The sequence below is a fragment of the Microbulbifer sp. S227A genome, assembly GCF_049800935.1.
Window position 1 is genome coordinate 84261 of sequence record NZ_JBNAFZ010000006.1, and the last position, 23858, is coordinate 108118.

Here is a 23858-nt window from a genome sequence, read left to right on the forward strand (position 1 = left end):
ATGCCCGGTCGGGGCACCCGCAGACCGGGCGCGGTGTTCAGTCGACCCGCTCGAAATCCGCCATCTTGAAGCTCTTGTCGTTGAACTCCGAGGTGGGGCCATAGAGCCGCATGGCGGGCAGCGGGCGCTTGCCGGCAGTGGGGATCCAGTTGGCTTCCATGCCTTCGGGCGCGGTCGGGCCGACCCAGATCGTGACCCCGCCATCGTCGTTGTGAACCATCTGGTCAAGGTCATAGGAGGATAGCGTGGTGCGATCTTGGCCGGTATAGATAAAGCCCATGGTCGCACGGTCATAGACGGTCAGCGCCCAGAACTGATCAACCGGCATCTCGGCGGGCACCTGCAGGCGATAGGTTGCACCGGCCTTGAGCGGTGCGCCGCTGCTGTCGGCCATGGCCATCATGTACTGGGTCGCCGGATTGTCCGACAACACCTTGGGCATGTAGGTACACCAGAAATATTCGGCCGCGCGTTCGATTGTGTCCACGCGGTCGTCATAGGTCCAGGTAAAGGTGTTGTTGTCATCGGCCTGAAGCAACGAGATATAGTGGCGGTCAGGCCAGTACAGCTTGTCCTTGGGATAATTGTCGTACCATTCCTGCATGTAGAACCAGACATCATAGCTCGCCTGGGTCATCGCGCGTTCGGCCACGGGATCGGGTGAGAACGGCTCGCCATGCCGAATGCCCAGCGTCGCCAGCATCCCCATGATCATCTTGTCCTCGGGCTTGATCGGCTCGACCGTCACGATGGCGTGCAGGTTTTCGAAATGCGGCAAACCCCAGAGCGGCATGGTCGGATAGCGGGTGTCGATGGGATCGAAGAACACCTGCTCCGGCGGATTGTCGGTCTCGGACAGGGCATACATGCGTAGGCGTTGGGCATAGGCATAGGCATCCGCCTCGGTCATGCCCGGGCCGCGCACCGACCGGAAGGCAAAGGCCACACGGTAATTGGGCGAAGGCACATGCAGATAGCCTTCGGGGATGTCGCCGTCATAGCCCGGCGGGGTGAACAGGTATTTGCCGCCCTTGCCTTCGTCCAGCCCCGAGGGGCCGACATCGGCGATGGTATATTGCCAGGCATCCACGACCTGGCCATACAGGCTGCCATCTTCACCGGCGGGGGGCACTTCGAGCACCGTGGGGCCGTTCTGCAAGTCGGTAAAGGCGGTGATATACGGGGTCGAGGCATTGGCCGTGGTGGCTTCGAGCTTGGCCGTCGCAACACCGGAATAGGCGATGATGTCATTGTCGCGCAGGCCCAGATCCTCGAGCGCGGCGGCCCGGAAGCGATAGATCGCCAGCGCCGGCATCGCCCAGAGCGCAGCTTCGAAGGCGCGCTGGTACTTGATCTGGTAATCGAAATCCTCGACCGAGCGCCGCGCGCTCTGCGGGGGCTGGCCGCCAAGCGGTTCAAAGTCGCGGTTTGTCAACGGCCCCGAAGACCGCACGGCCTGTGCCCGCACGGCTCCGGGTGTGGTTCCCAGCCCGAGCAGGGCCGCCGATCCCAATGCGAGGCGATGCAGCCCCCGGCGCGTAATCGTCATGACAATCGTCTCCTTGTTCGCATGTCATTTTGTTGCACGCAAAGATTGTGTAGGCCACAGTCGATGCGCGCGGAGGGTGCAAAAAAGATCCTGGTGGCGTTATAGGCCGGACTGTTTGATAGTTTTGCCCAAAATTGTGCAAAACGTGGATTTCGCCGGTGAAGAAAAACCAAGTTCTGAGAGCGGTTCGGCACACCGGCTGGCTGGCCGAGCAGCCCGCCGCCTTTCGCGAGGCGCTGTTGGCGCGTGCCGAGCTGCGCGAACGGGCAATGGGCGCGGCGCTGTATCGGCAGGATGATCCCCCCGGGTGTCTTTACGGGCTGGCCACCGGCAGCCTCGGGGTGGTTGCGGCCCTGGGGCCGGCTCCGCCACGCCTGTTGCACATCGCGCGCCCCGGCTGGTGGGTTGGCGAAGCGTCGATGGTCAGCCGCACGCAAACCCGCGTCGAAGTGAACGCGCGCGCCCCGTCGGTGGTGATCGTGGTGGCGGCGGCGGCCATCACCGAACTGGCCCGGCGCGATCCGCTGGTCTGGCGCTATCTTGGCCTGTTGACGGTTTCCCATATGGACAGCGCGCTGCAACTGGCGGGCTGTGCCCTGACAAGCGACCCCCGCGACCGCGTGATCGGCACGTTGCTGCGCCTGGCCCGGCCGGCTCCGCATCTGCCGGGGCCGATCGACATTCCCGCGTCGCAGGCCGAGCTCGCCGAACTGGCGGGCATGTCACGCAACCCGGTTGGCCCCATCCTGCGAGACCTCGAAGCGGCGGGGGCCATCACCTGCCGCCGCAGCTGCGTTCGTATCCTCGACATCGATGTCCTCAAAGGCAGTGCCGGTGCCTAAGGCCACCGTCCCCGGCGGAGATGTGAGTTTTTCTCCAGTGCCTTTGAGAATTTGTTGATTTTTGACGCAAGCCCAAGCTGATAGGCTTGCGGCGTTGCGCCGCGTTCGGAGGGGGCGGAAGACAAGGATTGACCGGCGCGTGGAAATCGCCAACCAATCGCGGTGCAAATCATGCCCGAGGCCCGACCCTGCGCCGCCGGCATCTGACGAGAGAAAGCTGATTCATGGATCGTTCCGCCATCGTGCACGAGAATTTCCTGCGCCGGGTCGCCGATAACGATCTGCCCGCGGGGGCGGACCCGGCCGGGCCGCTGGAGGCGGCGCGCGCGGTGTCGATCTATCGCTCGGGCTGTCTGAGCCGGGCGCTTGACCTTACCAGCCGGGGGATGCAGGCGCGCCGCCAGGGGTTTTACACCATCGGTTCGTCCGGGCACGAGGGCATGGCGGCGGTTGCCGCCGCGCTGCGGGTCAGCGACATGGCGTTTCTGCATTATCGCGACGCGGCGTTTCAGATCCAGCGCGGCGAAGAGGTGCCGGGGCAATCGACCACCTGGGACATGCTGCTGAGCTTTGCCTGCTCATCCGAAGACCCGATATCCGGGGGGCGGCACAAGGTGCTGGGGTCGCGTGCGCTGAACATCCCGCCCCAGACCTCGACGATTGCCAGCCACCTGCCCAAGGCGGTCGGCGCGGCCTATTCCATCGGGGCCGCGCGGCGTCATCGCCCGGAACATGCCAGCCTGCCGGATGACGCGATCATCTTTTGCAGCTTTGGCGATGCCTCGGCCAATCACTCGACCGCGCAGGGGGCGTTCAACACCGCGCAATGGACGTCTTATCAATCGGTACCGCTGCCATTGCTGTTCTGCTGCGAGGATAACGGTATCGGCATATCCACCAAGACGCCGCGCGGCTGGATCGGCGCGACGTTCTCGCAGCGGCCCGGTCTGCGGTATTTCACCTGCGACGGGCTCGATATCTATGACACCTATGCCACCGCCATGGCGGCGGCGGAATATGTGCGGCGCTGTCGGAAACCGGCCTTTCTGCATATGCGGACGGTGCGGCTCTATGGTCATGCGGGTGCCGATGTGGCGACCACTTACCTGCCCAGGGCCGAGGTCGAGGCGGACGAGGCCAATGATCCGCTGCTGCATTCCGTGCGTTTGCTGACGCAATCCGGCGCGATGCCACCCGACCGTGCGCTGGACATCTATCGCAACAGCCTGGCGCGGGTTGAGCGGGTCGCCGCCGAGGTGGTCACGCGCCCGCATCTGGAAACCGCGGGCGATGTGATGGCCAGCCTGATCCCCCCCGCGCGGGCCTGCCGGCCAAGCAATGGCCCCGACGCGGCGATGCGCTCGGACGTGTTTGGGTCGGACATGCGGGCGATGGGCGATCCGCAACCCATGTCGCGGCTGATCAACTGGGCGCTGACCGACCTTATGCTGGAACACCGCGAGATCGTCATGATGGGCGAGGATGTGGGGCGCAAGGGCGGCGTCTATGGCGTTACCCAGAAACTGCATGACCGTTTTGGCCCCGACCGGATGATCGACACCCTGCTGGACGAGCAATCGATTCTCGGGCTGGCGATCGGCATGGCGCAGAACGGTTTTATCCCGATGCCCGAGATCCAGTTCCTCGCCTACCTGCACAATGCCGAAGACCAGCTGCGCGGCGAGGCGGCGACATTGCCATTCTTTTCGCGCGGGCAATACAGCAATCCGATGGTGCTGCGGATTGCCGGGCTTGGCTATCAAAAGGGGTTTGGCGGGCATTTTCACAATGACAATTCGCTCGCGGTGCTGCGCGACATTCCGGGGCTGATCCTCGCGGTTCCGTCCAACGGGGCGGATGCGGTCCGGATGTTGCGCGAATCGGTGCGGCTGGCGCGCGAGGAACAGCGGCTGGTGGTGTTTCTCGAACCCATCGCGCTCTATCCGATGCGTGATCTGCGCACGGACGAGGATGGTGCGTGGATGCGCGTCTATCCCGCCCCGGATGAACGTATCGCGCTTGGCGAGGTGGGGGTCGCGGGTACGGGGCGCGATCTGGCCATCGTCACATTCGGCAACGGCACCTATCTCGCCAACCAGGCCCTGCCCGATATCGCGGCGGCGGGGATCAGGGCGCGGATCATCGACCTGCGCTGGCTGTCGCCGCTGCCGATCACCAGCCTCGATGCGGCGGTCCGGGGATGTGACGCCATTCTCGTGGTTGACGAAACCCGCCATTCCGGCGGCGTGGCAGAGGGGCTGATGGCGCATCTTCACGAAACCTCCACGGCCCGGCTGGCGCGGCTGACCGCCGAAGACAGCTTTATTGCAACCGGCCCGGCCTATGCGGCGACCATGCCCTCCGCCGGGTCGATCCTGCGGGCGGCCCGTGATCTGGTGGGCAAGCCATGACGACGGCGGTTGTGATCTGTCCGGGGCGCGGCACCTATAACGCCGCCGAACTTGGCTATCTCGGACGCCATGCCGGCGACCCGGATTTGCGGGCGGAATTTGATGCGATCCGCCAACAGGTCGGGCAGGACACGCTGTCGGCGCTCGACGGTGCGCCGCGTTTCTCGCAATCGAAACATGGTCGCGGTGACAACGCATCGGCGCTGATCTACGCGGCGACCATCGGGGATTTCCGCACGATCGCGCGCCACCGGATCGAGATCGTCGCCGTGACCGGAAATTCGATGGGCTGGTATTCGGCGCTGGCCTGCGCCGGGGCGCTGAGCTGGCAGGACGGGTTTCGGGTTGCCAATACGATGGGAACACTGATGCAGCAGGCCCTGATCGGCGGGCAGGTGATCTATCCCTGTGTCGATGAGGATTGGCGGCCACAGCCCGAGCGGCGCCGGGAATTGCTGGCACAGGTGGCGGACATCGCCACGCGCGAGGGGCACACCCTGTCGCTGTCCATCGATCTTGGCGGGATGCTCGTGTTGGCGGGCAACGAGGCCGGGCTGGCGGCGTTCGAAGCCGGGGTCGCGCGGGTGCAGGGGCGGTTTCCCATGCGTCTGGCCAATCATGCGGCGTTTCACAGCGCCTTGCAGGCCCCGGTGGCCGCGCGGGGCCGGACGCAGTTGCCGCCCCACCTGTTTGCCCAGCCCGACCTGCCGATGATCGACGGGCGCGGGGCGATCTGGTGGCCGGGGGCGACGCGCCGCGAGGCGCTCCATGACTATACGCTGGGGCACCAGGTGACCGAACCCTATGACTTTAGCCGCGCCATCACCGTTGCCGCCCGCGAGTTCGCGCCGGACCTGTTCATCGTGACCGGGCCGGGCACCACCATGGGCGGCGCGGTGGCGCAATCGCTGATCGGGGCGAACTGGCGCGGGTTGACCGCACGGGACTCGTTCAAATCGCTGCAGGAACGGCAACCGATGCTGGTTTCCATGGGGATGGAGGAGCAGCGCGGCCTGGTGACCTGATGGTGGATACCGGCCCGCTTGTTCTCGGCGCAAAAGGGCCGTAGGTCTGGCGACATGACCAATGCCTTCACCCGAACGCAACTATGGGGCACGCTGTTTCAGGACCGCGAGGTCGCCGCAGAGTTTTCTGCCGACCGGTTCTGTGCCCGGATGATAGACTTTGAAACCGCCTGGACCCGCGCCCTGCGGGATGCCGGGGCGGTTCCCGCCGATCTCGCGGATCGCGCGCTGGCCGCGATCGACCGGTTCAAGCCGGATTTCGCAGCCCTGGAACAGGCGTCGGATGTGGATGGTTTGCCCTTGCCGGCGCTTGTGCGCCAGTTGAAGGCCGGTCTGCCCGAAGAAGCGCGCGCTGCCATTCACGCCGGTGCCACGAGCCAGGATGTCATCGACACCGCCACGATCCTGACCGCGCGCGAGGTGTTCGCGATCTTCAGGGTCCGTTGTGACGCCCTCCTGCACCGGCTCGATGATCTGGACGCGCGGTTTTCCGGCAATCCGGTCTCGGGACGCACGCGGATGCAGTCGGCGCTGCCGATCACCGCGCGTGACCGGATCGAGGACTGGCGCACCCCGCTGCGGGTGCATCGCGACCGCCTGGACCGGCTGGTGGACGATATCGGCGTGGTGCAGGTGGGCGGCGCGGTCGGGCTGCGCAACGCACCTGCCGGATGTGCCCGCGCCGTTGCCGAACGGGTGGCGGATGTGCTGGGCCTGCGGCTCACGCCGGTGTGGCACAGCGATCGCACGGTGATGCTTGATACCGGCCACTGGCTGGCCGCGACCTGCGGGACATTGGGCAAGATCGGTCAGGATATCGCGCTGATGGCGCAACAGGGGATCGACGAGGTTCAGCTGGACGGCGCGGGCGGGTCATCCGCCATGCCGCACAAACAGAACCCGGTGCGGGCAGAGGTGCTCGTCGCGCTCGCCCGGGTTGTCGGTGGCCACCAGGGGATGTTGACACAGGCGATGATCCACGAACAGGAACGGTCCGGTGCGGCCTGGGCGGTGGAGTGGATGACCTTGCCGGCGATGTTCGAACTGACCGGGGCGGCGCTCGGCAATGCGGATCACCTGTTGGGCCAGATCCGCCATATCGGTGCGGTGCAAGATCGCTGATTACCGCGCCGCCGCCTCGCGGGTCGCTTCCAGAATGGCCTGCCGGAACAGGCGGACCGGCGGGGTGGGGTCTTCTTCGGCGCGGGACAGGAGCCCCACGGGTCCGGCCATCGCGCTGGTGTCGATGGGCAGCGCCACCATGCGGCCCGCGGCGATGTCCCGCGCCACGACACCCTGGCTGATGATCCAGACCGCCCGTGCCGGGCCCAGCGTCATCGCGCGGCCAAAGGCTCCGGATACGGTTTCGATGCGATTGGACCATTCGGCAACGCCCTGCGCGATCAGGTACCGGTCGACAAGCGGGCGGATGGCGGCCCCCTTTGGTGGATAGAGGATGCGGCACCCGGACAGCGCATCAAGCCGCGAGACCCCTGCCAGCGGGTGATCGGGCGCAACCGCGAAAACGACCTGTTCCGCGTAAAGCTGGGTAAAGGACAACCCCGCCAGTATCTCGGGCCGTGGCATCCGTCCGACCACAAGGTCGAGATCGCCCGAGCGCAACCGCTCGAGCAGCCCGCCGATGCGGCCATCTTCGACGGTGACGGGGGTAGGGGGTGAAAGCTCGGCAAACCGCTGGATCACGTCGGGCAACAGGTCGGCGGCAACACTGGGCAGCGCCCCGATCCGTAGCGGCGTCGCCGCGCCCGACCTCAGCGCGTCAAGACTGGCCAGCCCATGACCGAGCGCCGCAAGACATTGTTCCGCGAACTGGCGAAACACCGCCCCCTCGCGGGTGAGTTCGATGCCGCCGCGATCCCGGTGCAGCAGCGATACGCCAAGGATGGTTTCAAGATCTTTCAGGGTCTTGGAAATCGCGGGCTGGGTCAGGAAAATGCGCTCGGACGCGGCCTTGAGGCTGCCACAACGCACGGTTTCGACAAAGGCGGACAGGTGCCGCATCTTGATCTGGCGATATTTGTTATGTTCCATTTTGGCAAGTAACCGGTGCGATTTGTCATTTTTCATGCATGATAAGCTGAAGTAATCTGGGTGCAACTGGATTGGAGGGGATCATGAAAACCCAAGTAGCGATCATTGGCGGCGGGCCTGCGGGGCTTTTGCTGTCACAACTGCTGCATGTGCGCGGCATCGACAGCGTGATCCTTGAGCGCAAGACCAGGGATTACGTGCTTGGCCGCATCCGGGCCGGGGTGCTCGAGCAGGGGCTTGTCCGGCTCATGGAAGAGGCCGGCTGTGCCGAGCGGATGCATGCCGAGGGGTATTCGCATGACGGCGCGCTGATCTCATACGGGGACGAGATGTTCCGCATCGATTTCGCCGAGCATACGGGCACGCCGGTGCTGATCTACGGGCAGACCGAAGTGACCCGCGACCTGTATGACGCGCGCGAAAAGGCGGGGGGCAAGATCGAGTTCGAAGTCGAGGATGTCGAGATCCGCGATGCCGACACCGACCAGCCCCATGTATTGTACACCGTCGGGGGCGAGGCGCGCAGGATCGAGTGCGATTTCATCGCCGGTTGTGACGGGTTTCACGGGGTCAGCCGGCAGGCGATTCCGCTGAGCGTGCGGCGGGAATATGAAAAGATCTACCCGTTCGGCTGGCTGGGCGTGCTGAGCGAGACGCCGCCGGTCAATCACGAGTTGATCTATGCGAATTCCGAGCGCGGTTTCGCGCTGTGTTCGATGCGCAACGAGAATCTCAGCCGCTATTATATCCAGTGTTCGCTGAGCGACAGCCCAGCCGACTGGACGGACGAGGCATTCTGGGAAGAGCTGAAGCGCCGTATTCCCAAGGCACAGGCCGACCAGCTCGTGACCGGGCCGTCGATTGAAAAATCCATTGCGCCGCTGCGGTCCTTCGTGACCGAACCGATGCGATGGGGGCGGTTGTTTCTCTGCGGTGATGCCGCGCATATCGTGCCGCCTACCGGGGCCAAGGGGCTGAATACCGCGGCCTCGGACGTGCATTATCTCTACAACGCCCTGCGCGACTATTACGAGAATGGCTCCGAGACCGGGATCGATGGCTATTCGCAAAAGGCGCTTGCCCGCGTCTGGAAGGCCGAGCGGTTCTCATGGTGGTTCTCTTCCCTGCTGCACCGCTATCCGGACCAGGCGGCGTTTGATCTCAAGATGCAGATCGCCGATCTCGAATTCCTGCGCTCGAACACGGCGGCACAAAAGGCGATGGCCGAGAACTATGTCGGTTTGCCCTATTGAGGGTACCAAAGAGGGTTGGCCCCGGCCGGGCCGTTTCGATTAGAATGACAGGGAATGAAGCCTATGCAAGACCGATTTGAAACCGGCATGACGGTGCGCCGCGAGGTTCTGGGCGATGCCCATGTGGATCGCGCCGAAGCCGCCAAGACCGCGTTTGACATGCCGTTCCAGACGATGATCACCGAAGGGGCCTGGGGCACCCTTTGGGCGGATGACACGATCTCGCGGCGCGACCGGTCGCTGTTGACGCTGGCGTTGTTGGCGGCAACCGGAAATTTCGAGGAAATCCCGATGCATATCCGCGCGAGCCGCAATACCGGGGCCACCCCGGACGAAATCGTGCAGGCGTTCCTGCACGTGGCGGTCTATGCCGGGGTGCCCAAGGCCAACCACGCGATCAAGCTGGCCAAGCAAACATTCAGCGAACTGGGGGTCGACCTATGAGCCTGATCAAGCAAACCGGCGGATTTGTCCCGCGCGACCGGACCTGGCAGCCGGACGCCCTGACGCCGCGCTACAAAACCAGCGTCAAGCGCAGCCCGCAGGCGGCGTTGCTGTCCTTTCCGACAAGCCTGAGCGAGGAAACATCCCCGGTCTTTGGCCACAACATGCTCGGCGAGTTGGACAACGACCTGATCCACAATTTCGCCAAGCCGGGCGAAAGCGCCATCGGCCCGCGGGTCATCGTGCATGGCCGCGTTCTGGATGAAATGGGGCGCGGCGTGCCCGGTGCGCTGGTGGAATTCTGGCAGGCCAATGCGGGCGGGCGATATCGCCACAAGAAGGAAAGCTACCAGGCGGCGCTTGATCCGAATTTCGGCGGCTGCGGGCGCACGATCACCGCCGAGGACGGGTCGTATGAATTCCGCACCATTCAGCCCGGCCCCTATCCGTGGCCGAACGGCATGAATGACTGGCGTCCGGCGCATATCCATTTCTCGATTTTCGGCCATGGATTTGCGCAACGACTGATTACCCAGATGTATTTCGAGGGTGATCCGCATATCAAGCTCTGCCCGATTGTCGGCGGCTTGAAGTCGCAAGAGGCGGTGGATGCGCTGACCGCGTTGCTCGACATGCATCGCACCACGCCGATGGACAGCCGCGCCTACAAGTTCGACATCGTGCTGCGCGGCCGCCGCCAGAGCTTTTTCGAGAACCGCAAGGAGGGCCTTTGACCATGACGCAGGCGCTGAACTATCTCAGGGAATCCCCGAGCCAGACCGCCGGTCCCTATGTTCATATCGGGTGTACGCCGAACTTCGCCGGGATCGAAATCTACGGTGGCGATCTTGGCACGTCGATGAAAACCGGCCCGGTGCAGGGTCAGGAGATCACCATCCGCGGGATCGTGCATGATGGCACCGGTACGCCGCTGCGCGATGCGCTGGTCGAGATCTGGCAGCCGGACGCGGCGGGGTTGTTCCCCTCGGCCAATGAAACCCGCGGACAGGCCGACCCGAATTTTCTCGGCTGGGGGCGGTCGCCCGGCGACATGACGACCGGCGAATTCACCTTTGAAACGGTCAAGCCCGGCGCGGTTCCGTTCCCGGACGGGCGGATGCAGGCCCCGCATATCACCGCATGGGTGGTGGCGCGCGGCATCAATATCGGTCTGCACACGCGCATCTATTTCGAGGATGAGGCCGAGGCTAACGCCACCGACCCGATCCTGACCCGGATCGAGCACCAGAACCGTGTGCCGACATTACTGGCCAAAAAGGTGGCCGAGGGGGAATACCGGTTCGACATCCATCTTCAAGGTCCGCACGAGACCATCTTTTTCGACATGTGAGAGGCGTCATGGCAAAACCCTGCATCATCTGCGTTGCGATCACCGGTTCGTTGCCGACCAAGGCAAACAACCCGGCGGTTCCGATCACCGTCAGCGAACAGGTCGAGTCGACCCAGGCGGCCTTTGAGGCCGGTGCCACGATCTGTCATGCCCATGTGCGCAATGACGACCAGACCCCGTCCTCGGACCCCGACAAGTTCGCCCGCCTGAAAGAAGGGCTGGAAAAGCACTGCCCCGGCATGATCATCCAGTTTTCCACCGGCGGCCGGTCAGGGGCGGGGCGCACCCGTGGCGGCATGTTGCCGCTTGGTCCCGACATGGCCTCGCTGTCGGTTGGGTCGAACAATTTCCCGACCCGCGTCTACGAGAATCCGCCGGATCTGGTGGAGTGGCTGGCTTCTGAAATGCTGGCGCACGAGGTCAAGCCCGAGATCGAGGCCTTTGACCTGAGCCATATCCTCAAGGCGGCAGAGATGCACCGGAACGGCCAGATCGCGGATACGCCCTATGTGCAATTCGTGATGGGTGTGAAAAACGCCATGCCCGCCGACCGGCACGTGTTCGATTATTATGTCGAAACCGTCAAACGCCTGTTCGGTGACGATGCGGCGTGGTGTGCGGCGGGCATCGGCGCGCGGCAGGTTCAGTTGAACGACTGGGCGATCTCCAGCGGCGGCCACGCGCGCACCGGCCTTGAGGACAATGTCCGCCTCGACCGCGATACGCTGGCCCCGTCAAATGCGGCGCTGGTGCGCCGGACGGCGGAAATCTGCGAGAAATACGAACGCCCGGTTGCCACATGGCAGCAGGCGCGCGAGATCCTCGGGCTGCGTCTTCCCGCCTGAGACCGGGGGCCGGGCAGCGCCCCGGCCTCATTGCCGGTGCCCCGTGCCAGGGATCGCGGGTGGCGGGCCGTTGACAGGGCCGCGCCGGGCTTGGCACAGTCGGACCAGCGGTGCGGCAAGGGGCGACTTGGCAGAGATGCGTCAGAGGCAAGACCAATACCCCGAGGGGTCAAGACATGGCCGCGGTTGAAACGCCCGCGCCATCGCCGCCCCCGCCGGGCCGCATCGCGCGGCTGGTCGGCCATCCTGTTGTCCGGATCGTGGTGCCGCTGTTCATCGTGGCGATCACCTTTTACGTGCTGCACGATCTTTCGGTTCATGTCAGCTGGACCGAGGTAAAAGCCGACATCGCGGCAAGCCGGCCGGCGGCCATCGCGATGGCAATCGCGGCCACCGCGATCAGCTTTTTCGCGTTGTCGCTCTATGATGTGTTGGCGGTGCGCAATAACACCAGGGGCGAGGTGCCCGACAGGATCGCCGCCTTTGCCGGCGCAACCGGCACCGCGATCTCGAACCTGCTGGGGTTTTCCTATCTGACCGGGACGGCGGTGCGCTATCGCATCTATGCCTCGCTGGGGCTCGACCTCGCGCGGGTTGCGGGGATCATCGCGGTTTCATGGATCGGCCTCTGGTTGGGGCTGATCCTGGTTCTGGGCGTGTTGCTGATGGCTCATCCCGTGGGGTTGTCTGGCATCCTGCCGCTAAGCGGCGCGGTTGAAACCGGTGCCGGGTTGGCGATGCTGGGCGGGTTGGTGGCGCTGCTGATCTGGCTGGCACGCGCGCCGCGCAACATCTGGGCCGAGGGCTTTCGCGTGCCGTTGCCCGGCGCGGGGCTTGCGCTGGCGCTGACGGGGGTGGCGGTTGTCGACCTGATGGGGGCGGCGATGACACTATATGTGCTGATGCCCGGCGATCTCGCCCAGAATTTCGTGCTGTTCTTTGTGGTTTACATGGGGGCCGTCGCCCTTGGCATGCTCAGCCATTCACCCGGCGGGCTCGGCGTGTTCGAGGCGACGATGATTGCCGGGCTCGGGGCGGCGGGGCGTCCGGACGTGCTGGCGGCATTGTTGCTTTACCGCGTGATCTATTCGGTTCTGCCCTTTGCGGTTTCGGTGATCGCGCTGGCGCTGAGCTGGGCCATGGCACAGCGCGAGGCGATCACCGCAAGGTCGACATGGGCCTATCGGCTGATCCGCCCGATGGTGCCGCTTGCGGCGGCAGGGGTTGCGCTGCTGGCGGGAACGGTTCTGTTGATTTCGGGCAACCTGCCCGGAGAATCCACCCGGTTCGGCGTGCTGCGCGACATCGTTCCCTTGCCCTTTGTCGAAGTCTCTCACCTCGCGGGGAGTGTCGCGGGGCTGCTGTTGATCGTGGTGGCGCGGGGCCTTTATCGCAAACTTTATCGCGCGTGGCTGATCGCGATGGCGTTGATGATCGTCGGGTTGCTCGCGTCTCTGGCCAAGGGGCTGGACTGGGAAGAGGCTGTCGGAATGCTGGCCTCGCTCGCGGTGTTGGGGGCTTTCCGCTCGGCCTTTTACCGCGTCGAAGCCGCATCGGTGTTTCGCCTGAACGCCACCTGGCTGGTCAGCGTTCTCGCGCTGCTGGTGGCGATTTTCTGGATCGGTCTGTTTGCCTATAGCCATGTGCAATATCGCGATGCGCTCTGGTGGCAATTTGCCATTGATGGCGATGCCTCGCGGTTCCTGCGCGCCAGCGTTGTCGTGGCGCTGCTGCTGGTGGGGATTGCGCTGAATTCGCTCCTCAACCGGCAAGGGGCGGCCAAGGCCGCGCAAGAGATACCCGATATCGTGCGCCAACTGATCGCGCAAAGCGAGGATACCGAGGCACAGCTTGACCTGCTTGGCGACAAGTCCTTCCTGATCTCGGACGACAACCGGGCCTTTATCGCCTATTGCGATACCGGTGGATCGTTGATCACCAAGGGCGAACCGGTAGGCGACGAGGAGGCGGGGCGCAAGCTGATCTGGCGGCTGCGCGAAATGGCGGACAAGGCGGGCAAACGCTGTGCCTTTTACGCGGTGTCGCCGAAATACCTGGCGACCTATCTCGACCTCGGGCTGTCGATCCTCAAGATCGGCGAGGTGGCGCGGGTGAAGCTTGACGGGTTCACGCTTGAGGGTTCCGGCAAGAAGAACTTTCGCGCCGCCAGCCGCCGGGCCGGGCGCGAGGGCTATGAGTTCACCATCATTCCCAAGGCGGATTTGGCGACCGTTCTGACCGAACTGCGCGGCATTTCGGATCGCTGGATGGCGCGCAAGCAGGGCGAAGAAAAGGGCTTTTCCCTCGGCTATTTCGATGACAGCTATCTGTCGAATTTCGATCACGCGGTGCTGCGGCACGTTGAAACCGAGCGCATCGTTGCCTTTGCCAACCTGTTCCAGGGCGCCAACCGGCATGAATTGTCGCTGGATCTCATGCGCTATGACCCGGAAGGGCCGAGTTTTGCCATGGACGCGCTGTTTGCCGAGCTCATGCTCTGGGGCGCAGCAGAGGGGTTCCGGTGGTTCTCGCTCGGGGCGGCACCGTTTTCGGGCATCGACAACCACCAATTGTCGTCGCTGTGGAACCGCATCGGCGGGTTCATCTATGAGCATGGCGAGCAGGTCTATCATTTCGAAGGGCTGCGCGCGTTCAAACAGAAATTCGATCCCGTCTGGACGCCCAACTATCTGGCAAGCCCCGGCGGGCTGGCGGCCCCGCGCGTGCTGTACGAAGTCAACATATTGATCTCTGGCGGGATCCGGGGTCTGGTGGGTTAGGGATGATCGACAATTACGCGGACCATTCCTCGAACGAACGTACCTTTCTGGCCTGGGTCAGAACCGTCATCGCCATCGTCGGTTTCGGCCTCGCGGCGGCGCGTCTGGGGCGTGACGTTGCACCGCTCTGGTCCGAACTGCTGATGCTGGCGGCGGGTGCGCTGGTGATCTTGCTGGCGTTTCTTCGGATGCAGCATATCCGCAGGAAGCTCGCGTCGGCGGAAACCGCGGATGACAACGCCCTTTCGGCCGATGCGTTCCTGTTGGCGCTGATCGCCGCGTTGTTCGGGCTGATCGCGGCCTTTGGCATCCATGTGAGCGCGTCATGACCTGGGTCGGGCGGGTGCCGTTTACGCTGGTTTTCATCGGCATCATGGTGCTGGCCAACCTGGGGGCGGGGACCCTGGCGGGCGAATTGCCGGCAGGGGCGCTCGCGCGTTGGGGTCTCAGCCATCAGACCGTGGCCGAGGGCGAATTCACCCGGCTTCTGAGCGCGACCTTCCTGTCCCATGACGTCGGCATGTTCCTGCGCCAGCTGGTTTTTGCCGCGACGGTCATCGGGTATTTCGAATGGCATCACGCGACTTTGCGCACCGTCACCACGTTCTTTGCCATCGATATTGTGGGCACGGTCATCGTGCTGTTTGCGGTGGTGCCGCTGGCCGCCGCCGTATCCCATCCCGAGGCCCGCGCAACGCTCGACGTGGGCATGTCGGCGGGCGGTTTCGGGCTGATCGGGGCGATCCTTGCGGGCTGGCGGCACAGCTTTCTGTTGCTGCTGGCGGTGTTGGGGGCGATCGCGGCCAAGGTGGCCGTGCGCCCGGACCTGATCGCCGACAGCGCACATGCGATCTGTCTCTTGATCGGCTTCGCGGTTCAGTTGATCGTGGCCGGGCAAACCCGTTTCCGGGGACGCAAGGAGAACGTGCCATGACGCGCAGGACGATCCGGTGCATGTCGGGGCTTTTGCTGATCCTGACGCTGAGCCTGTTACCCGGCCTCGCCCGGTCGGACAGTTCATCGTTCTTTGATCCCCGGGGGCCGATTGCCGCCGCCGAGAAGGATCACTTCATCCAGACCGCGGCGCTCACCATGATCGCAGTGTTGCCGGTTCTGGTGCTGGTGCCGCTGATCCTGTGGCGGTATCGCTATGGCAATACCAGGGCCCGGTATACCCCGAAATGGGAGTTTTCCGGCCTGTTGGACACCCTCATGTGGGGCGTTCCCATTGCCATCGTCACCGTTCTGTCGGTGCAGCTCTGGCGGGAAACCGTTGCGCTTGATCCCTATCGTCCGCTGGAGTCGGACAAACCCCCGCTGGACATCCATGTCATCGGCCTCGATTGGAAATGGCTGTTTGTCTATCCCGAACAACAGATCGCCACGGTTGGTGAAATGGCATTTCCCGCCGACCGCCCGGTCAGGCTCCGTCTGACCAGCGATACGGTGATGCAGTCATTCCTGGTCTCTGCGCTGGCGGGCCAGATCTATGTGATGCCGGGGATGCAGACACAGTTGCAACTGCTCGCCGATGTGCCCGGTGTGTTCGAAGGCGAGAACACCCAGTTCAACGGCGATGGGTTTACCCAGCAGAAATTCCGCGCGATGGCGCAGACGGACGCGGATTTCGCAAGCTGGAGCGCGCGGGTCAGGGCCGGGGGGGTGCCGCTTGACGTGGACGCCTATGGCCGCCTGGCCATTCGTTCAAGCCCGGCCGAGGTTCACGCCGAATTTGCGACCCCGGCCATGCCCACGAACGCGGTCTGGTTCGGTTCGGTCTTGCCCGACCTGTTCGAGCGGGTGCTGCACCGCTATCATCAGGGCAGCGCGCTTGATCCCGGCGGGCAGCCGGGCAGCTATATCTGTGGACCGGGAAGCCTGTCCAAATCCCTGCCGGAGATCGCGCGATGAATGACACGACGCCCACCGGCTGGCTGCTCGGGCGGCTTGATATGTCCAGCCTGCCGATCCTGCCCGCGATCGAAAATCCGACGGCCTCGGAACTCGTCGGCGCGGGGGCGGCGACGATCGTGATCCTTGGGGCTGTCACCGTGGTGGCGGTGCTGACCTGGTTCAACTGGTGGAAGCCGCTCTGGCGCGACTGGCTGACCAGCACCGACCACAAGCGCATCGGCATCATGTATATCGTGCTGGCGCTGGTGATGATGACCCGTGGCGTGCTCGAAGGCGTGGTGATGCGGGCGCAACAGGCATCGGGGCTTGACGGGGGCTTTCTTGCCGACAGCCATTTCGCCGAACTGTTCAGCACCCATGGCACGATCATGATCTTTTTTGTCGCCATGCCGTTCATCGCGGGGGTGATCAATTTTGTGCTGCCCTTGCAGCTTGGAGCGCGGGACGTGTCGTTCCCGGTGCTCAACCAGGTCAGCCTCGCGTTGACCGCGATTGGCGCGGCGCTGGTGATGATCAGCCTTGTTCTGGGCGAGTTCTCGACCGGGGGCTGGCCGGCCTATCCGCCCTATACGGGCATTGCGTTCAATCCCGGTCCGGGGCCGGATTACTGGATCTGGTCGGTGGCCATTGCCGGGTTCGGCTCGACCCTCTCCGGCATCAATTTCGCGGTCACGATCTACAAGGAACGCGCGCCCGGCATGAAGCTCTTCTACATGCCGCTGTTTTCCTGGACGGTGCTGTGTACCGCGATCATCATGATCTTTGCCATGCCGCCGCTGACCGTCGCAACGCTGACGCTGGCGCTGGATCGGTATCTCGATTTCCATTTCTACACCAATGATCTGGGCGGGAACATGATGAACTATGTCAACCTGTTCTGGCTGTTTGGGCACCCCGAGGTCTATCTGCTGGTGCTGCCCTGTTACGGCATCTTTTCCGAGATCATCGCGACGTATTCCGGCAAGCGGCTGTATGGCTACAGCTCGCTGGTCTATGCGACCATGGCGATTTCGGTGCTGAGTTTCACCGTCTGGCTGCACCATTTCTTTACAATGGGGCAGAGCGCCCATGTCAACGCGGCCTTTGGGGTGGCGTCGATGTTCATTGCGGTGCCCACGGGGGTCAAGGTCTATGACTGGATGGCCACCATGTTCCGCGGGCGTATCCGGTTCTCGGTGCCGATCCTGTATGCAACCGGGTTCCTGATGCTGTTTGTCATCGGAGGGTTGACCGGCGTCATGCTGGCCAATCCGACAATCAGCTACCAAGTGCACAACACCCTGTTCCTGGTGGCGCATTTTCACAACGTGATCATTCCCGGCGTGCTCTTCGGGTTGCTGGCGGGGTATCACTACTGGTTCCCCAAGGCCTTTGGATTCCGTCTGCACGAAGGGTGGGGATACGTCACGGCCGGGTTCTGGATCGCCGGTTTCATGTTCACCTTCTTTCCGCTCTACGTGCTGGGTGTCATGGGGATGCCCCGGCGTTCGGCCAGCTATAGCGACCCGGCATTCGAGCCGCTGACGCTGATTGCGATGGGCGGGGCCTGCCTGATCTTCTGTGCGCTGGCGTCGCTGCTGATCCAGTTGGCGGTCAGCATCCGCAATCGCGACCGGGCGCGGGTGCCGCTTGGCGACCCGTGGAACGGCATGACGCTGGAATGGTCGATCCCGTCGCCGCCGCCCGAATACAACTTCGCCGTGGTGCCCGAGGTTGGCGCGCGCGATGCCTTTGCCGATGCCAAGGAACGCGGGGTGGCCTATCGCGATGCATCGACCTACGAGGATATCGCGGTGCCGCGCAACACCTCGCTGGGGGCGATCATCCTCGTTGCGGGAACGGCGTTGGGGCTGGCGCTGGTGTGGTATGTCTGGTGGCTGGCGATCCTGTCCGTGCTGGTGATGATCGGGGCGTTCATCCTCGGCTCGTTCCGCACCGACACCCACAGGATCATTCCCGCCGCCGAGGTGGCCGCCGCCCATCGTGCATGGTTGCAAGAGATCGCCGCCAGCACGCCGGTCACGCGCGACATCGAAACCCGCGCCGACAACCGCGGCCGCGCGGCGCTGGAACAGCCACGGGGGGCGACATGATTTCGCAGGATCGCAAACATCCCGGCCTGAACCTGGGCGCGCATCACGGCAGCGCCCACGAGGCCGCAGAGGGCGTGGTGTTCGGTTTCTGGGTCTTTCTGATGAGCGACCTGATCATCTTTGGCCTGATGTTCGCCACCTATATCACCATGCTCGACCCCATGGGGCAGGCGGGCGGGCCGGGGCCCAGAGATCTGTTCGACCTGAACAGCGCCTTTGTTCAGACCATGCTGCTTTTGACCAGCAGCCTGACTTTTGGCATGGCTTCGCTGGCAATGCGGCACAAGCGCGGCCCGCGAGAGCTGGTCATCTGGCTGGGTGTCACCCTGGTCCTCGGGCTGGTCTTTCTGGGGTTCGAATGGCGGGATTTCGCGGCGATGTTTGCCGCCTCTGCCGGGCCATCGCGCAGCGGTTTCCTGTCGGCGTTTTTCGGGCTGGTGCCGCTACACGGGCTGCATGTGGCCGCGGGTTGCGTCTGGCTGTTGGTGATGATGCTCCAGATACGGGTTCTGGGCCTGAGCGATGCGGTCAAGTCGCGGCTGCTCAGGCTTGGGTTGTTCTGGCACTTTCTCGACATCATCTGGATCGGGATATTCTCGATCGTCTACCTTGGGGGGCTGGCATGACACCGCAGAGCGACACGCATAAATCCGAGGTGCGCCACTATCTGATCGGGTTTGCGCTGGCGCTGACGCTGACCTTGCTGCCCTTTGGTCTGGTGGCCGTCGGCGGGGTCGGGCGGGGGATGACGCTGACTGTTGTGGCGATCTGTGCGCTGGTTCAGATCGTGGTGCATTTCCGGTTTTTCCTGCATATCGATTTTTCCCGCCAGAAACGCGAGGATTTGCACCTGATCCTGTTTTCCACCCTTGTCCTAGCCATCATGGCCTGTGGCACATTGTGGATCGTGTTCAACCTGGCGGGCCGCATGTAGCGCGGACCGCAGGCTATTCTCCCGGCACCAGCTGGCGGTTTTCCCGATCCAGACGTTTTGCCGCCATGCCGGGGTCCGCGCCCCATGTGGCGATCAGCCGATAGAAAACCGGGGTCAGGAACAGGGTGAACACCGTGGCAAAGCCAAGACCGCCGACAATCACCCAACCCACGGCGATCCGCGCCTCGGCGCCGGCGCCCGAGGTCACGATCAGCGGCAGCCCGCCGAACACGGTCGAGACCATGGTCATCATCACCGGCCGGATGCGCAGCCGCAGCGCATCGCGTATGGCGCTGTCGATATCCTGACCGGCCTCGCGCAGCTGGTTGGCGAACTCGACGATCAGGATTCCGTTCTTGGCCATCACCCCGATCAGCATCACCAGCCCGATCTGGCTATAATAGTTCAGTGACCCGCCGGTCAGCAGGATCGCCATCAGCGCCGCCGCAAGGCCAAACGGCACCGTCAGCATGATCACCGTGGCGCTTGCGAGGCTTTCGAACTGGGCCGACAGAACCAGGAACACCACGACAAAGGCCACGCCAAACACAAGGTACATGCCGCTTTGACCATCCGCGAGCGTCGCTGCCTCGCCGGTGAACGTGATCCCCATGCCGGCGGGCAGGGTATCCGCCGCGATTTCACTCAGACGTTCCATCGCGGTGCTCAGGTCCACGCCCTGGGCCAGGTTGGCCTGTGCCGACACCGCGAGCGCACCGCCCTGGCGTTCGACCTCGGACAGGCTGACCACGGGGACCAGCGACGCCGCCGAAGACAGAGGCACATAGGCCCCGTCGGGCAAGCGCAGAAAGATCGATTCCAGATCGCCCGGATCGTTGATGGGCGGGCCGCCCGGCACCACGTTCACGTCCACCTCGGTATCGTTTTCGAACACGGTGACGGCGATATTGCCCCGGATCATCGCGCTGACGGTTTCGGTGATCTCCTGCGCGCTCAGGCCGAACACACCCAGCATGTCCTTGTCGACGCGCAGCTCGAACTGGGCCTGTACCGTATCGTTGGACAATTGCGGGTTGAGAAAGACCGTGTCCGCGGCCATTGCCGTGACAAGCTCTTCGGTGGCGGCGGTCATCGCCTCGATATCGGTGCCGGTCACCGCGAATTGCAGACCCTGTCCGGCCCCGCGGATGTTCAGGCTGTTGGTCGCCCGCGCACTGACCTGCACGCCGGGGACCGATCCAAGCTGGCGGCTGATCTCGGCAAGGATTTCGCCTTGTGCGCGGTCGCGCTCGGCCCAGTCGGGAAGGCGGACGATGATAAAGGCGCTGGTGCCGCCGCCGATGCCGATGATGCTTTGCACCACCGTGACTTCGCCGCTGGCGCGATAGGGGGCGAGGATGTCTTCGATCTGTGCCACCTGTGTGTCCAGGTAGTCGACCGAGGTATCCGAAGCCCCCCTTGCCTGGATCAGGAAAAAGCCCCTGTCCTCGCTGGGCGTGATGCTGGACGTCAGGGTGCCGGCGGCCCCAAGCGCGATGATGGCAAAGCCGCCGGCCACCGCGAGCACCAACAAGGGTTCACGGATCGCGCGGTCCATCACCCGGTCAAAGGCGCGGGCCAGCGGCCCCCGGGCGCGGGGTGTCCCCGGCCCGCTTCCGCCCGCCCGTCCGGGATCGAGAAACGCCGCGAGAACCGGTGCCAGTGTCAGCGCGGTCAGCGATGACAGGGTCACCGCAAAGGCCAGCACAAAGCCGAATTCGCTGAAGACGCCGCCGGCCTGACCGGGCAAGAACGAGATCGGGATAAACACCGCCGCGAGCGTTGCGGTGGTGGAAATCACCGCAAAGAACACTTCGTTGGTCCCCGCCGCGGCCGCCGCAAAGGCCCCCATTCCCTGCTTGCGTTTGCGCACGATGTTCTCGATCACCACGATGGCGTCATCGACAACCATGCCGGTTGCCAGCACCAGCGCCAACAAGGTGATGGTGTTGACCGAAAACCCGGTCAACCAGATCGCCGCCACCGTTCCCACCAGCGCCACCGGGATGGTGAGCGCCGGGATCACCGTCGCCCGCAGCGAGCGCAGGAAGGCAAAGATCACCGCGATCACGATCACCGTGGCCATGCCGATCGAGGCCACCACCTCGTTGATCGACCCTTCGATGAATACCCCGTCATCGGATGTCACGATCAGGTCGACGCCCTCAGGCATCGCGCCCTGCAACTCGCCGACCGCCGCGCGCACCGCCTTGGAAATCTCCAGCGTGTTGCCCACGGACTGGCGGGTGATATCGAGACCGATGGCGGTTTGCCCGTTCACGCGTGTCGAAACGTCGCTGTCTTCGGGAACCTCCTGGACAAATCCCACATCCGACACGCGGGTGGTGTCGCCAATCGGGATGTCGCCGATGCTCTGGGTCGTCACCCGGGCATTGCCAACCCTCAGCGCAAGGGTCTGTGACGTGGTTTCCAGCTCGCCCAGCGGCGTGTCGTCCCGCAGGGTCGCAAGGGCGTCGGAAACGTCGAAGATCGTCAATCCCCTCCCCAGCAGCGAGGGCATATCCAGCGTGACGCGAAACTCGTTGGCGCGGTTGCCGCGAATCGACACTTCGGCGATGCCGTCAATCATCGACAGCCGGTCATAGATCGGCCCCTCGGCAAGTTCGGTCAGTTCCTGAACCGTGGCATCCCCCATGATCGCCAGCCGGATGATCGCGTCGGCGTTGCTGTCGCTCTTGGTCACGCTCGGGTCATCCTCGAGATCGTCAGGCAGCTTGCGCAGGGTTGCGGCGACGATCTCGCGGGCTTCGTTGGCGGCGACATCCACGTCGGTGCCTTCGGACAGGTCGATGGTGATGCGGCTTTCGCCCATCGTCGAACTGGACTCCATGTAAGACAGGCCGTCCAGCGCGCTCAGCGCGTCTTCCAGCACCTGGGTCACTTCCTGATCGACGGTTTCCGGCACAGCGCCTTCATAGGTGGTTCGCACCGACAGGACCGGCTGGTCCACGTCGGGCATTTCTCGCACATCCACCGATGCCAGCGCCGCCAGCCCGGCGATCAGGACCAACAGGTTGATGACAATGCCAAACAGCGGCCGTGCCACGAACAGGTCGGCCATCCCGCGTTTGCGGTTCGTCGGTTGCGGGGCGGTCATGCCGGGTGTTCCGCGTTGTCGGCGCCGGCGCCGGCGCCGGTGCCGGTGCCGGGCCGTTCGAGCGAGCCGAGATTGGGCAAGGCATCGCGCGGGGTATCTGATTGCGGGGCCGTGACCGGGGCGATGGCCGAACCCGCGTGCAGCTTTTGCGCGCCCTCGGTCACGATCATCGCATCCGCCGGCAGGTCGGCATCGATCCACACCCGCGCGTTGCGGCGGAACAGGATGGTGACGGGCACCTGGCGCACGCCGCCGTCCTCGGCAACCCAGATGGTTGAACCGGTTCGCGACCAGGTGATCGCCGTTGCGGGAACCACCGGCATCGGTTCGGTATGTTCGATCGTGCGCACGGAAAAGGTCATGCCGGGCCAAAGCAGCCCCTCGGGGTTGTCGACCCGCGCCTTGACGGTGACACTTCGGGTCTGGCTGTCGATCCGGCTGTCATGCGAGACGATTTCACCGGCAAAGACCCGCCCGGTCAGGCTCGGGGTGCTGACCAGAATTTCATGCTGCCGCGACAGCGCCCCGATCGAGCGTTCCGGCAATTCGAATTCCACCAGCAGCGTATCGGCATTGTCGACGGTGGCAAGCACGCTGTTGGCGGCAATGATGTCGCCGACCTCGACATCGCTCAGGCCCAGCCGCCCGGAAATGGGCGCACGGACCGAGCGGTCGTCAAGCGCCACCTGTGCCAGCCCGACTTTCGCCCGGGCCAGTCGTTCGGCCACATGCGCCTCGGCGAGGCTGACATCGGTGATGGTGGAATTCCCGTTGGTGTTCAGCCGCTCATAGCGGTCCACCGTATCGCTGGCCTGCTCCAGCTCGGCCAGCGCGATTTGCAGGTTCAATTCTTCGGTGCGCGCGTCCAGCTGGACAAGAACGTCACCGGCCTTGACGATGCTGTTGGCCGACAGGTTGCTGTGCGTGACCTCGCCCGATGTGGTTGCGGTCACATCCGCGCGCTGCTGCGCCCTGGCGCTGCCCACGGCGCGCAGAACGTCTTCGTAGGGTTCAAAGGCCAGCGGGCCAAGCACCACTGCAGTTGCCCGGGTGCCTCCGCGCCGTCGCGGACTGTCCGGCGTCGCGGCGGTCTGGTCGGCATTGCCGGCAATGCCCTGTCCGAACAGGCCCGACAAGGGCGCGGGAATGCCGAAGGCCAACACATATGATGCCGCGACGATCAAGATCGCCGCACCGGTTTTGACGGCAATTCCTGCCGATGTCCTTGCCGAAACGCGTTTCACTGC

20 protein-coding genes are annotated in these 23858 nt (G+C 64.2%); 16 read left to right on the forward strand and 4 right to left on the reverse strand.

Features of this window, described 5'->3' with window-relative positions; genetic code table 11:
- Nucleotides 1-37: 37 nt before the first annotated feature.
- Nucleotides 38-1549, reverse strand: a complete 1512-nt coding sequence (locus ACP15R_RS15255) for a DUF1254 domain-containing protein (RefSeq protein WP_424987310.1) — start codon at nucleotides 1547-1549, stop codon at nucleotides 38-40.
- A 158-nt stretch (nucleotides 1550-1707) separates the two neighbouring features.
- Between ACP15R_RS15255 and ACP15R_RS15260 the strand changes: the two genes are divergently transcribed.
- The 4 genes from ACP15R_RS15260 (at nucleotide 1708) to ACP15R_RS15275 (ending at nucleotide 6949) form a co-directional block, all read left to right on the forward strand.
- Nucleotides 1708-2391: a Crp/Fnr family transcriptional regulator gene (locus ACP15R_RS15260; RefSeq protein WP_424987311.1), complete on the forward strand. Its 684-nt coding sequence runs from the start codon at nucleotides 1708-1710 to the stop codon at nucleotides 2389-2391.
- Nucleotides 2392-2615: 224 nt separating this feature from the next.
- Nucleotides 2616-4802 carry a thiamine pyrophosphate-dependent enzyme gene (locus ACP15R_RS15265; RefSeq protein ID WP_424987313.1) on the forward strand — a complete coding sequence of 729 codons (2187 nt, stop codon included), beginning with the start codon at nucleotides 2616-2618 and terminating at the stop codon, nucleotides 4800-4802.
- Nucleotides 4799-5827: an ACP S-malonyltransferase gene (locus tag ACP15R_RS15270; RefSeq protein ID WP_424987314.1), complete on the forward strand. Its 1029-nt coding sequence runs from the start codon at nucleotides 4799-4801 to the stop codon at nucleotides 5825-5827. The genes ACP15R_RS15265 and ACP15R_RS15270 overlap by 4 nt, the downstream gene beginning before the upstream one ends.
- 54 nt (nucleotides 5828-5881) lie before the next feature.
- Nucleotides 5882-6949, forward strand: a complete 1068-nt coding sequence (locus ACP15R_RS15275) for a 3-carboxy-cis,cis-muconate cycloisomerase (RefSeq protein WP_424987315.1) — start codon at nucleotides 5882-5884, stop codon at nucleotides 6947-6949.
- Here the strand turns inward: ACP15R_RS15275 and pcaQ are convergent, their stop codons facing one another.
- Entirely contained in the window at nucleotides 6950-7879 is a 930-nt protein-coding gene (gene pcaQ / locus ACP15R_RS15280) for a pca operon transcription factor PcaQ (RefSeq protein ID WP_424987316.1), read from the reverse strand. It lies immediately after the preceding gene.
- A gap of 83 nt (nucleotides 7880-7962) precedes the next feature.
- Between pcaQ and pobA the strand changes: the two genes are divergently transcribed.
- The 12 genes from pobA to cyoD all read left to right on the forward strand — a co-directional run bounded on the left by pobA (nucleotide 7963) and on the right by cyoD (nucleotide 19493).
- The gene (gene pobA, locus ACP15R_RS15285) at nucleotides 7963-9132 is read left to right on the forward strand and encodes a 4-hydroxybenzoate 3-monooxygenase (RefSeq protein WP_424987317.1); all 1170 of its coding nucleotides are present in this window, start codon (nucleotides 7963-7965) and stop codon (nucleotides 9130-9132) included.
- A gap of 63 nt (nucleotides 9133-9195) precedes the next feature.
- Nucleotides 9196-9576 carry a 4-carboxymuconolactone decarboxylase gene (gene pcaC, locus ACP15R_RS15290; RefSeq protein ID WP_424987318.1) on the forward strand — a complete coding sequence of 127 codons (381 nt, stop codon included), beginning with the start codon at nucleotides 9196-9198 and terminating at the stop codon, nucleotides 9574-9576.
- Complete coding sequence (gene pcaH / locus ACP15R_RS15295) at nucleotides 9573-10310, forward strand: protocatechuate 3,4-dioxygenase subunit beta (protein ID WP_424987319.1); 738 nt, start codon at nucleotides 9573-9575, stop codon at nucleotides 10308-10310. Before pcaC ends, pcaH begins: the two co-directional genes overlap by 4 nt.
- Nucleotides 10311-10312: 2 nt before the next feature.
- Nucleotides 10313-10927, forward strand: a complete 615-nt coding sequence (pcaG, locus tag ACP15R_RS15300; protein ID WP_424987320.1) for a protocatechuate 3,4-dioxygenase subunit alpha — start codon at nucleotides 10313-10315, stop codon at nucleotides 10925-10927.
- Between the two features lie 8 nt (nucleotides 10928-10935).
- Nucleotides 10936-11772 (forward strand): 3-keto-5-aminohexanoate cleavage protein, encoded by an 837-nt coding sequence (locus tag ACP15R_RS15305; RefSeq protein WP_424987322.1) that lies wholly within the window; start codon nucleotides 10936-10938, stop codon nucleotides 11770-11772.
- 176 nt (nucleotides 11773-11948) lie between these two features.
- A complete protein-coding gene (gene mprF / locus ACP15R_RS15310) occupies nucleotides 11949-14552 on the forward strand; it encodes a bifunctional lysylphosphatidylglycerol flippase/synthetase MprF (protein ID WP_424987323.1) in 2604 nt (867 codons plus the stop codon).
- Between the two features lie 2 nt (nucleotides 14553-14554).
- On the forward strand, nucleotides 14555-14881 hold the full coding sequence (locus ACP15R_RS15315) for a YidH family protein (RefSeq protein ID WP_424987325.1): 327 nt from the start codon (nucleotides 14555-14557) through the stop codon (nucleotides 14879-14881).
- A complete protein-coding gene (locus ACP15R_RS15320; protein WP_424987326.1) occupies nucleotides 14878-15486 on the forward strand; it encodes a hypothetical protein in 609 nt (202 codons plus the stop codon). Before ACP15R_RS15315 ends, ACP15R_RS15320 begins: the two co-directional genes overlap by 4 nt.
- Entirely contained in the window at nucleotides 15483-16463 is a 981-nt protein-coding gene (locus ACP15R_RS15325; protein ID WP_424987328.1) for a cytochrome ubiquinol oxidase subunit II, read from the forward strand. The genes ACP15R_RS15320 and ACP15R_RS15325 overlap by 4 nt, the downstream gene beginning before the upstream one ends.
- Entirely contained in the window at nucleotides 16460-18559 is a 2100-nt protein-coding gene (locus ACP15R_RS15330; RefSeq protein WP_424987329.1) for a cbb3-type cytochrome c oxidase subunit I, read from the forward strand. The genes ACP15R_RS15325 and ACP15R_RS15330 overlap by 4 nt, the downstream gene beginning before the upstream one ends.
- A complete protein-coding gene (locus ACP15R_RS15335) occupies nucleotides 18556-19185 on the forward strand; it encodes a cytochrome c oxidase subunit 3 (RefSeq protein ID WP_424987330.1) in 630 nt (209 codons plus the stop codon). The genes ACP15R_RS15330 and ACP15R_RS15335 overlap by 4 nt, the downstream gene beginning before the upstream one ends.
- Nucleotides 19182-19493 (forward strand): cytochrome o ubiquinol oxidase subunit IV, encoded by a 312-nt coding sequence (gene cyoD, locus ACP15R_RS15340; RefSeq protein ID WP_424987331.1) that lies wholly within the window; start codon nucleotides 19182-19184, stop codon nucleotides 19491-19493. The genes ACP15R_RS15335 and cyoD overlap by 4 nt, the downstream gene beginning before the upstream one ends.
- 13 nt (nucleotides 19494-19506) lie before the next feature.
- Here the strand turns inward: cyoD and ACP15R_RS15345 are convergent, their stop codons facing one another.
- Nucleotides 19507-22611: an efflux RND transporter permease subunit gene (locus ACP15R_RS15345; protein ID WP_424987332.1), complete on the reverse strand. Its 3105-nt coding sequence runs from the start codon at nucleotides 22609-22611 to the stop codon at nucleotides 19507-19509.
- Nucleotides 22608-23855, reverse strand: coding sequence for an efflux RND transporter periplasmic adaptor subunit (locus ACP15R_RS15350; protein WP_424987333.1), 1248 nt, complete (start codon nucleotides 23853-23855; stop codon nucleotides 22608-22610). The genes ACP15R_RS15345 and ACP15R_RS15350 overlap by 4 nt, the downstream gene beginning before the upstream one ends.
- Nucleotides 23856-23858 lie beyond the last annotated feature (3 nt).

What these genes read in the sequence shown, in the direction of transcription:
- mprF (WP_424987323.1), top strand. Translation starts at nt 11,949, where the DNA reads ATGGCCGCGGTTGAAACGCCCGCGCCATCGCCGCCCCCGCCGGGCCGC.
- ACP15R_RS15270 (WP_424987314.1), top strand. Translation starts at nt 4,799, where the DNA reads ATGACGACGGCGGTTGTGATCTGTCCGGGGCGCGGCACCTATAACGCC.
- pcaC (WP_424987318.1), top strand. Translation starts at nt 9,196, where the DNA reads ATGCAAGACCGATTTGAAACCGGCATGACGGTGCGCCGCGAGGTTCTG.
- ACP15R_RS15315 (WP_424987325.1), top strand. Translation starts at nt 14,555, where the DNA reads ATGATCGACAATTACGCGGACCATTCCTCGAACGAACGTACCTTTCTG.
- ACP15R_RS15265 (WP_424987313.1), top strand. Translation starts at nt 2,616, where the DNA reads ATGGATCGTTCCGCCATCGTGCACGAGAATTTCCTGCGCCGGGTCGCC.
- ACP15R_RS15305 (WP_424987322.1), top strand. Translation starts at nt 10,936, where the DNA reads ATGGCAAAACCCTGCATCATCTGCGTTGCGATCACCGGTTCGTTGCCG.
- pcaG (WP_424987320.1), top strand. Translation starts at nt 10,313, where the DNA reads ATGACGCAGGCGCTGAACTATCTCAGGGAATCCCCGAGCCAGACCGCC.
- pobA (WP_424987317.1), top strand. Translation starts at nt 7,963, where the DNA reads ATGAAAACCCAAGTAGCGATCATTGGCGGCGGGCCTGCGGGGCTTTTG.
- cyoD (WP_424987331.1), top strand. Translation starts at nt 19,182, where the DNA reads ATGACACCGCAGAGCGACACGCATAAATCCGAGGTGCGCCACTATCTG.
- ACP15R_RS15320 (WP_424987326.1), top strand. Translation starts at nt 14,878, where the DNA reads ATGACCTGGGTCGGGCGGGTGCCGTTTACGCTGGTTTTCATCGGCATC.
- ACP15R_RS15255 (WP_424987310.1), bottom strand. Translation starts at nt 1,549, where the DNA reads ATGACGATTACGCGCCGGGGGCTGCATCGCCTCGCATTGGGATCGGCG.
- ACP15R_RS15345 (WP_424987332.1), bottom strand. Translation starts at nt 22,611, where the DNA reads ATGACCGCCCCGCAACCGACGAACCGCAAACGCGGGATGGCCGACCTG.
- pcaQ (WP_424987316.1), bottom strand. Translation starts at nt 7,879, where the DNA reads ATGGAACATAACAAATATCGCCAGATCAAGATGCGGCACCTGTCCGCC.
- ACP15R_RS15330 (WP_424987329.1), top strand. Translation starts at nt 16,460, where the DNA reads ATGAATGACACGACGCCCACCGGCTGGCTGCTCGGGCGGCTTGATATG.
- ACP15R_RS15325 (WP_424987328.1), top strand. Translation starts at nt 15,483, where the DNA reads ATGACGCGCAGGACGATCCGGTGCATGTCGGGGCTTTTGCTGATCCTG.
- ACP15R_RS15335 (WP_424987330.1), top strand. Translation starts at nt 18,556, where the DNA reads ATGATTTCGCAGGATCGCAAACATCCCGGCCTGAACCTGGGCGCGCAT.
- ACP15R_RS15275 (WP_424987315.1), top strand. Translation starts at nt 5,882, where the DNA reads ATGACCAATGCCTTCACCCGAACGCAACTATGGGGCACGCTGTTTCAG.
- pcaH (WP_424987319.1), top strand. Translation starts at nt 9,573, where the DNA reads ATGAGCCTGATCAAGCAAACCGGCGGATTTGTCCCGCGCGACCGGACC.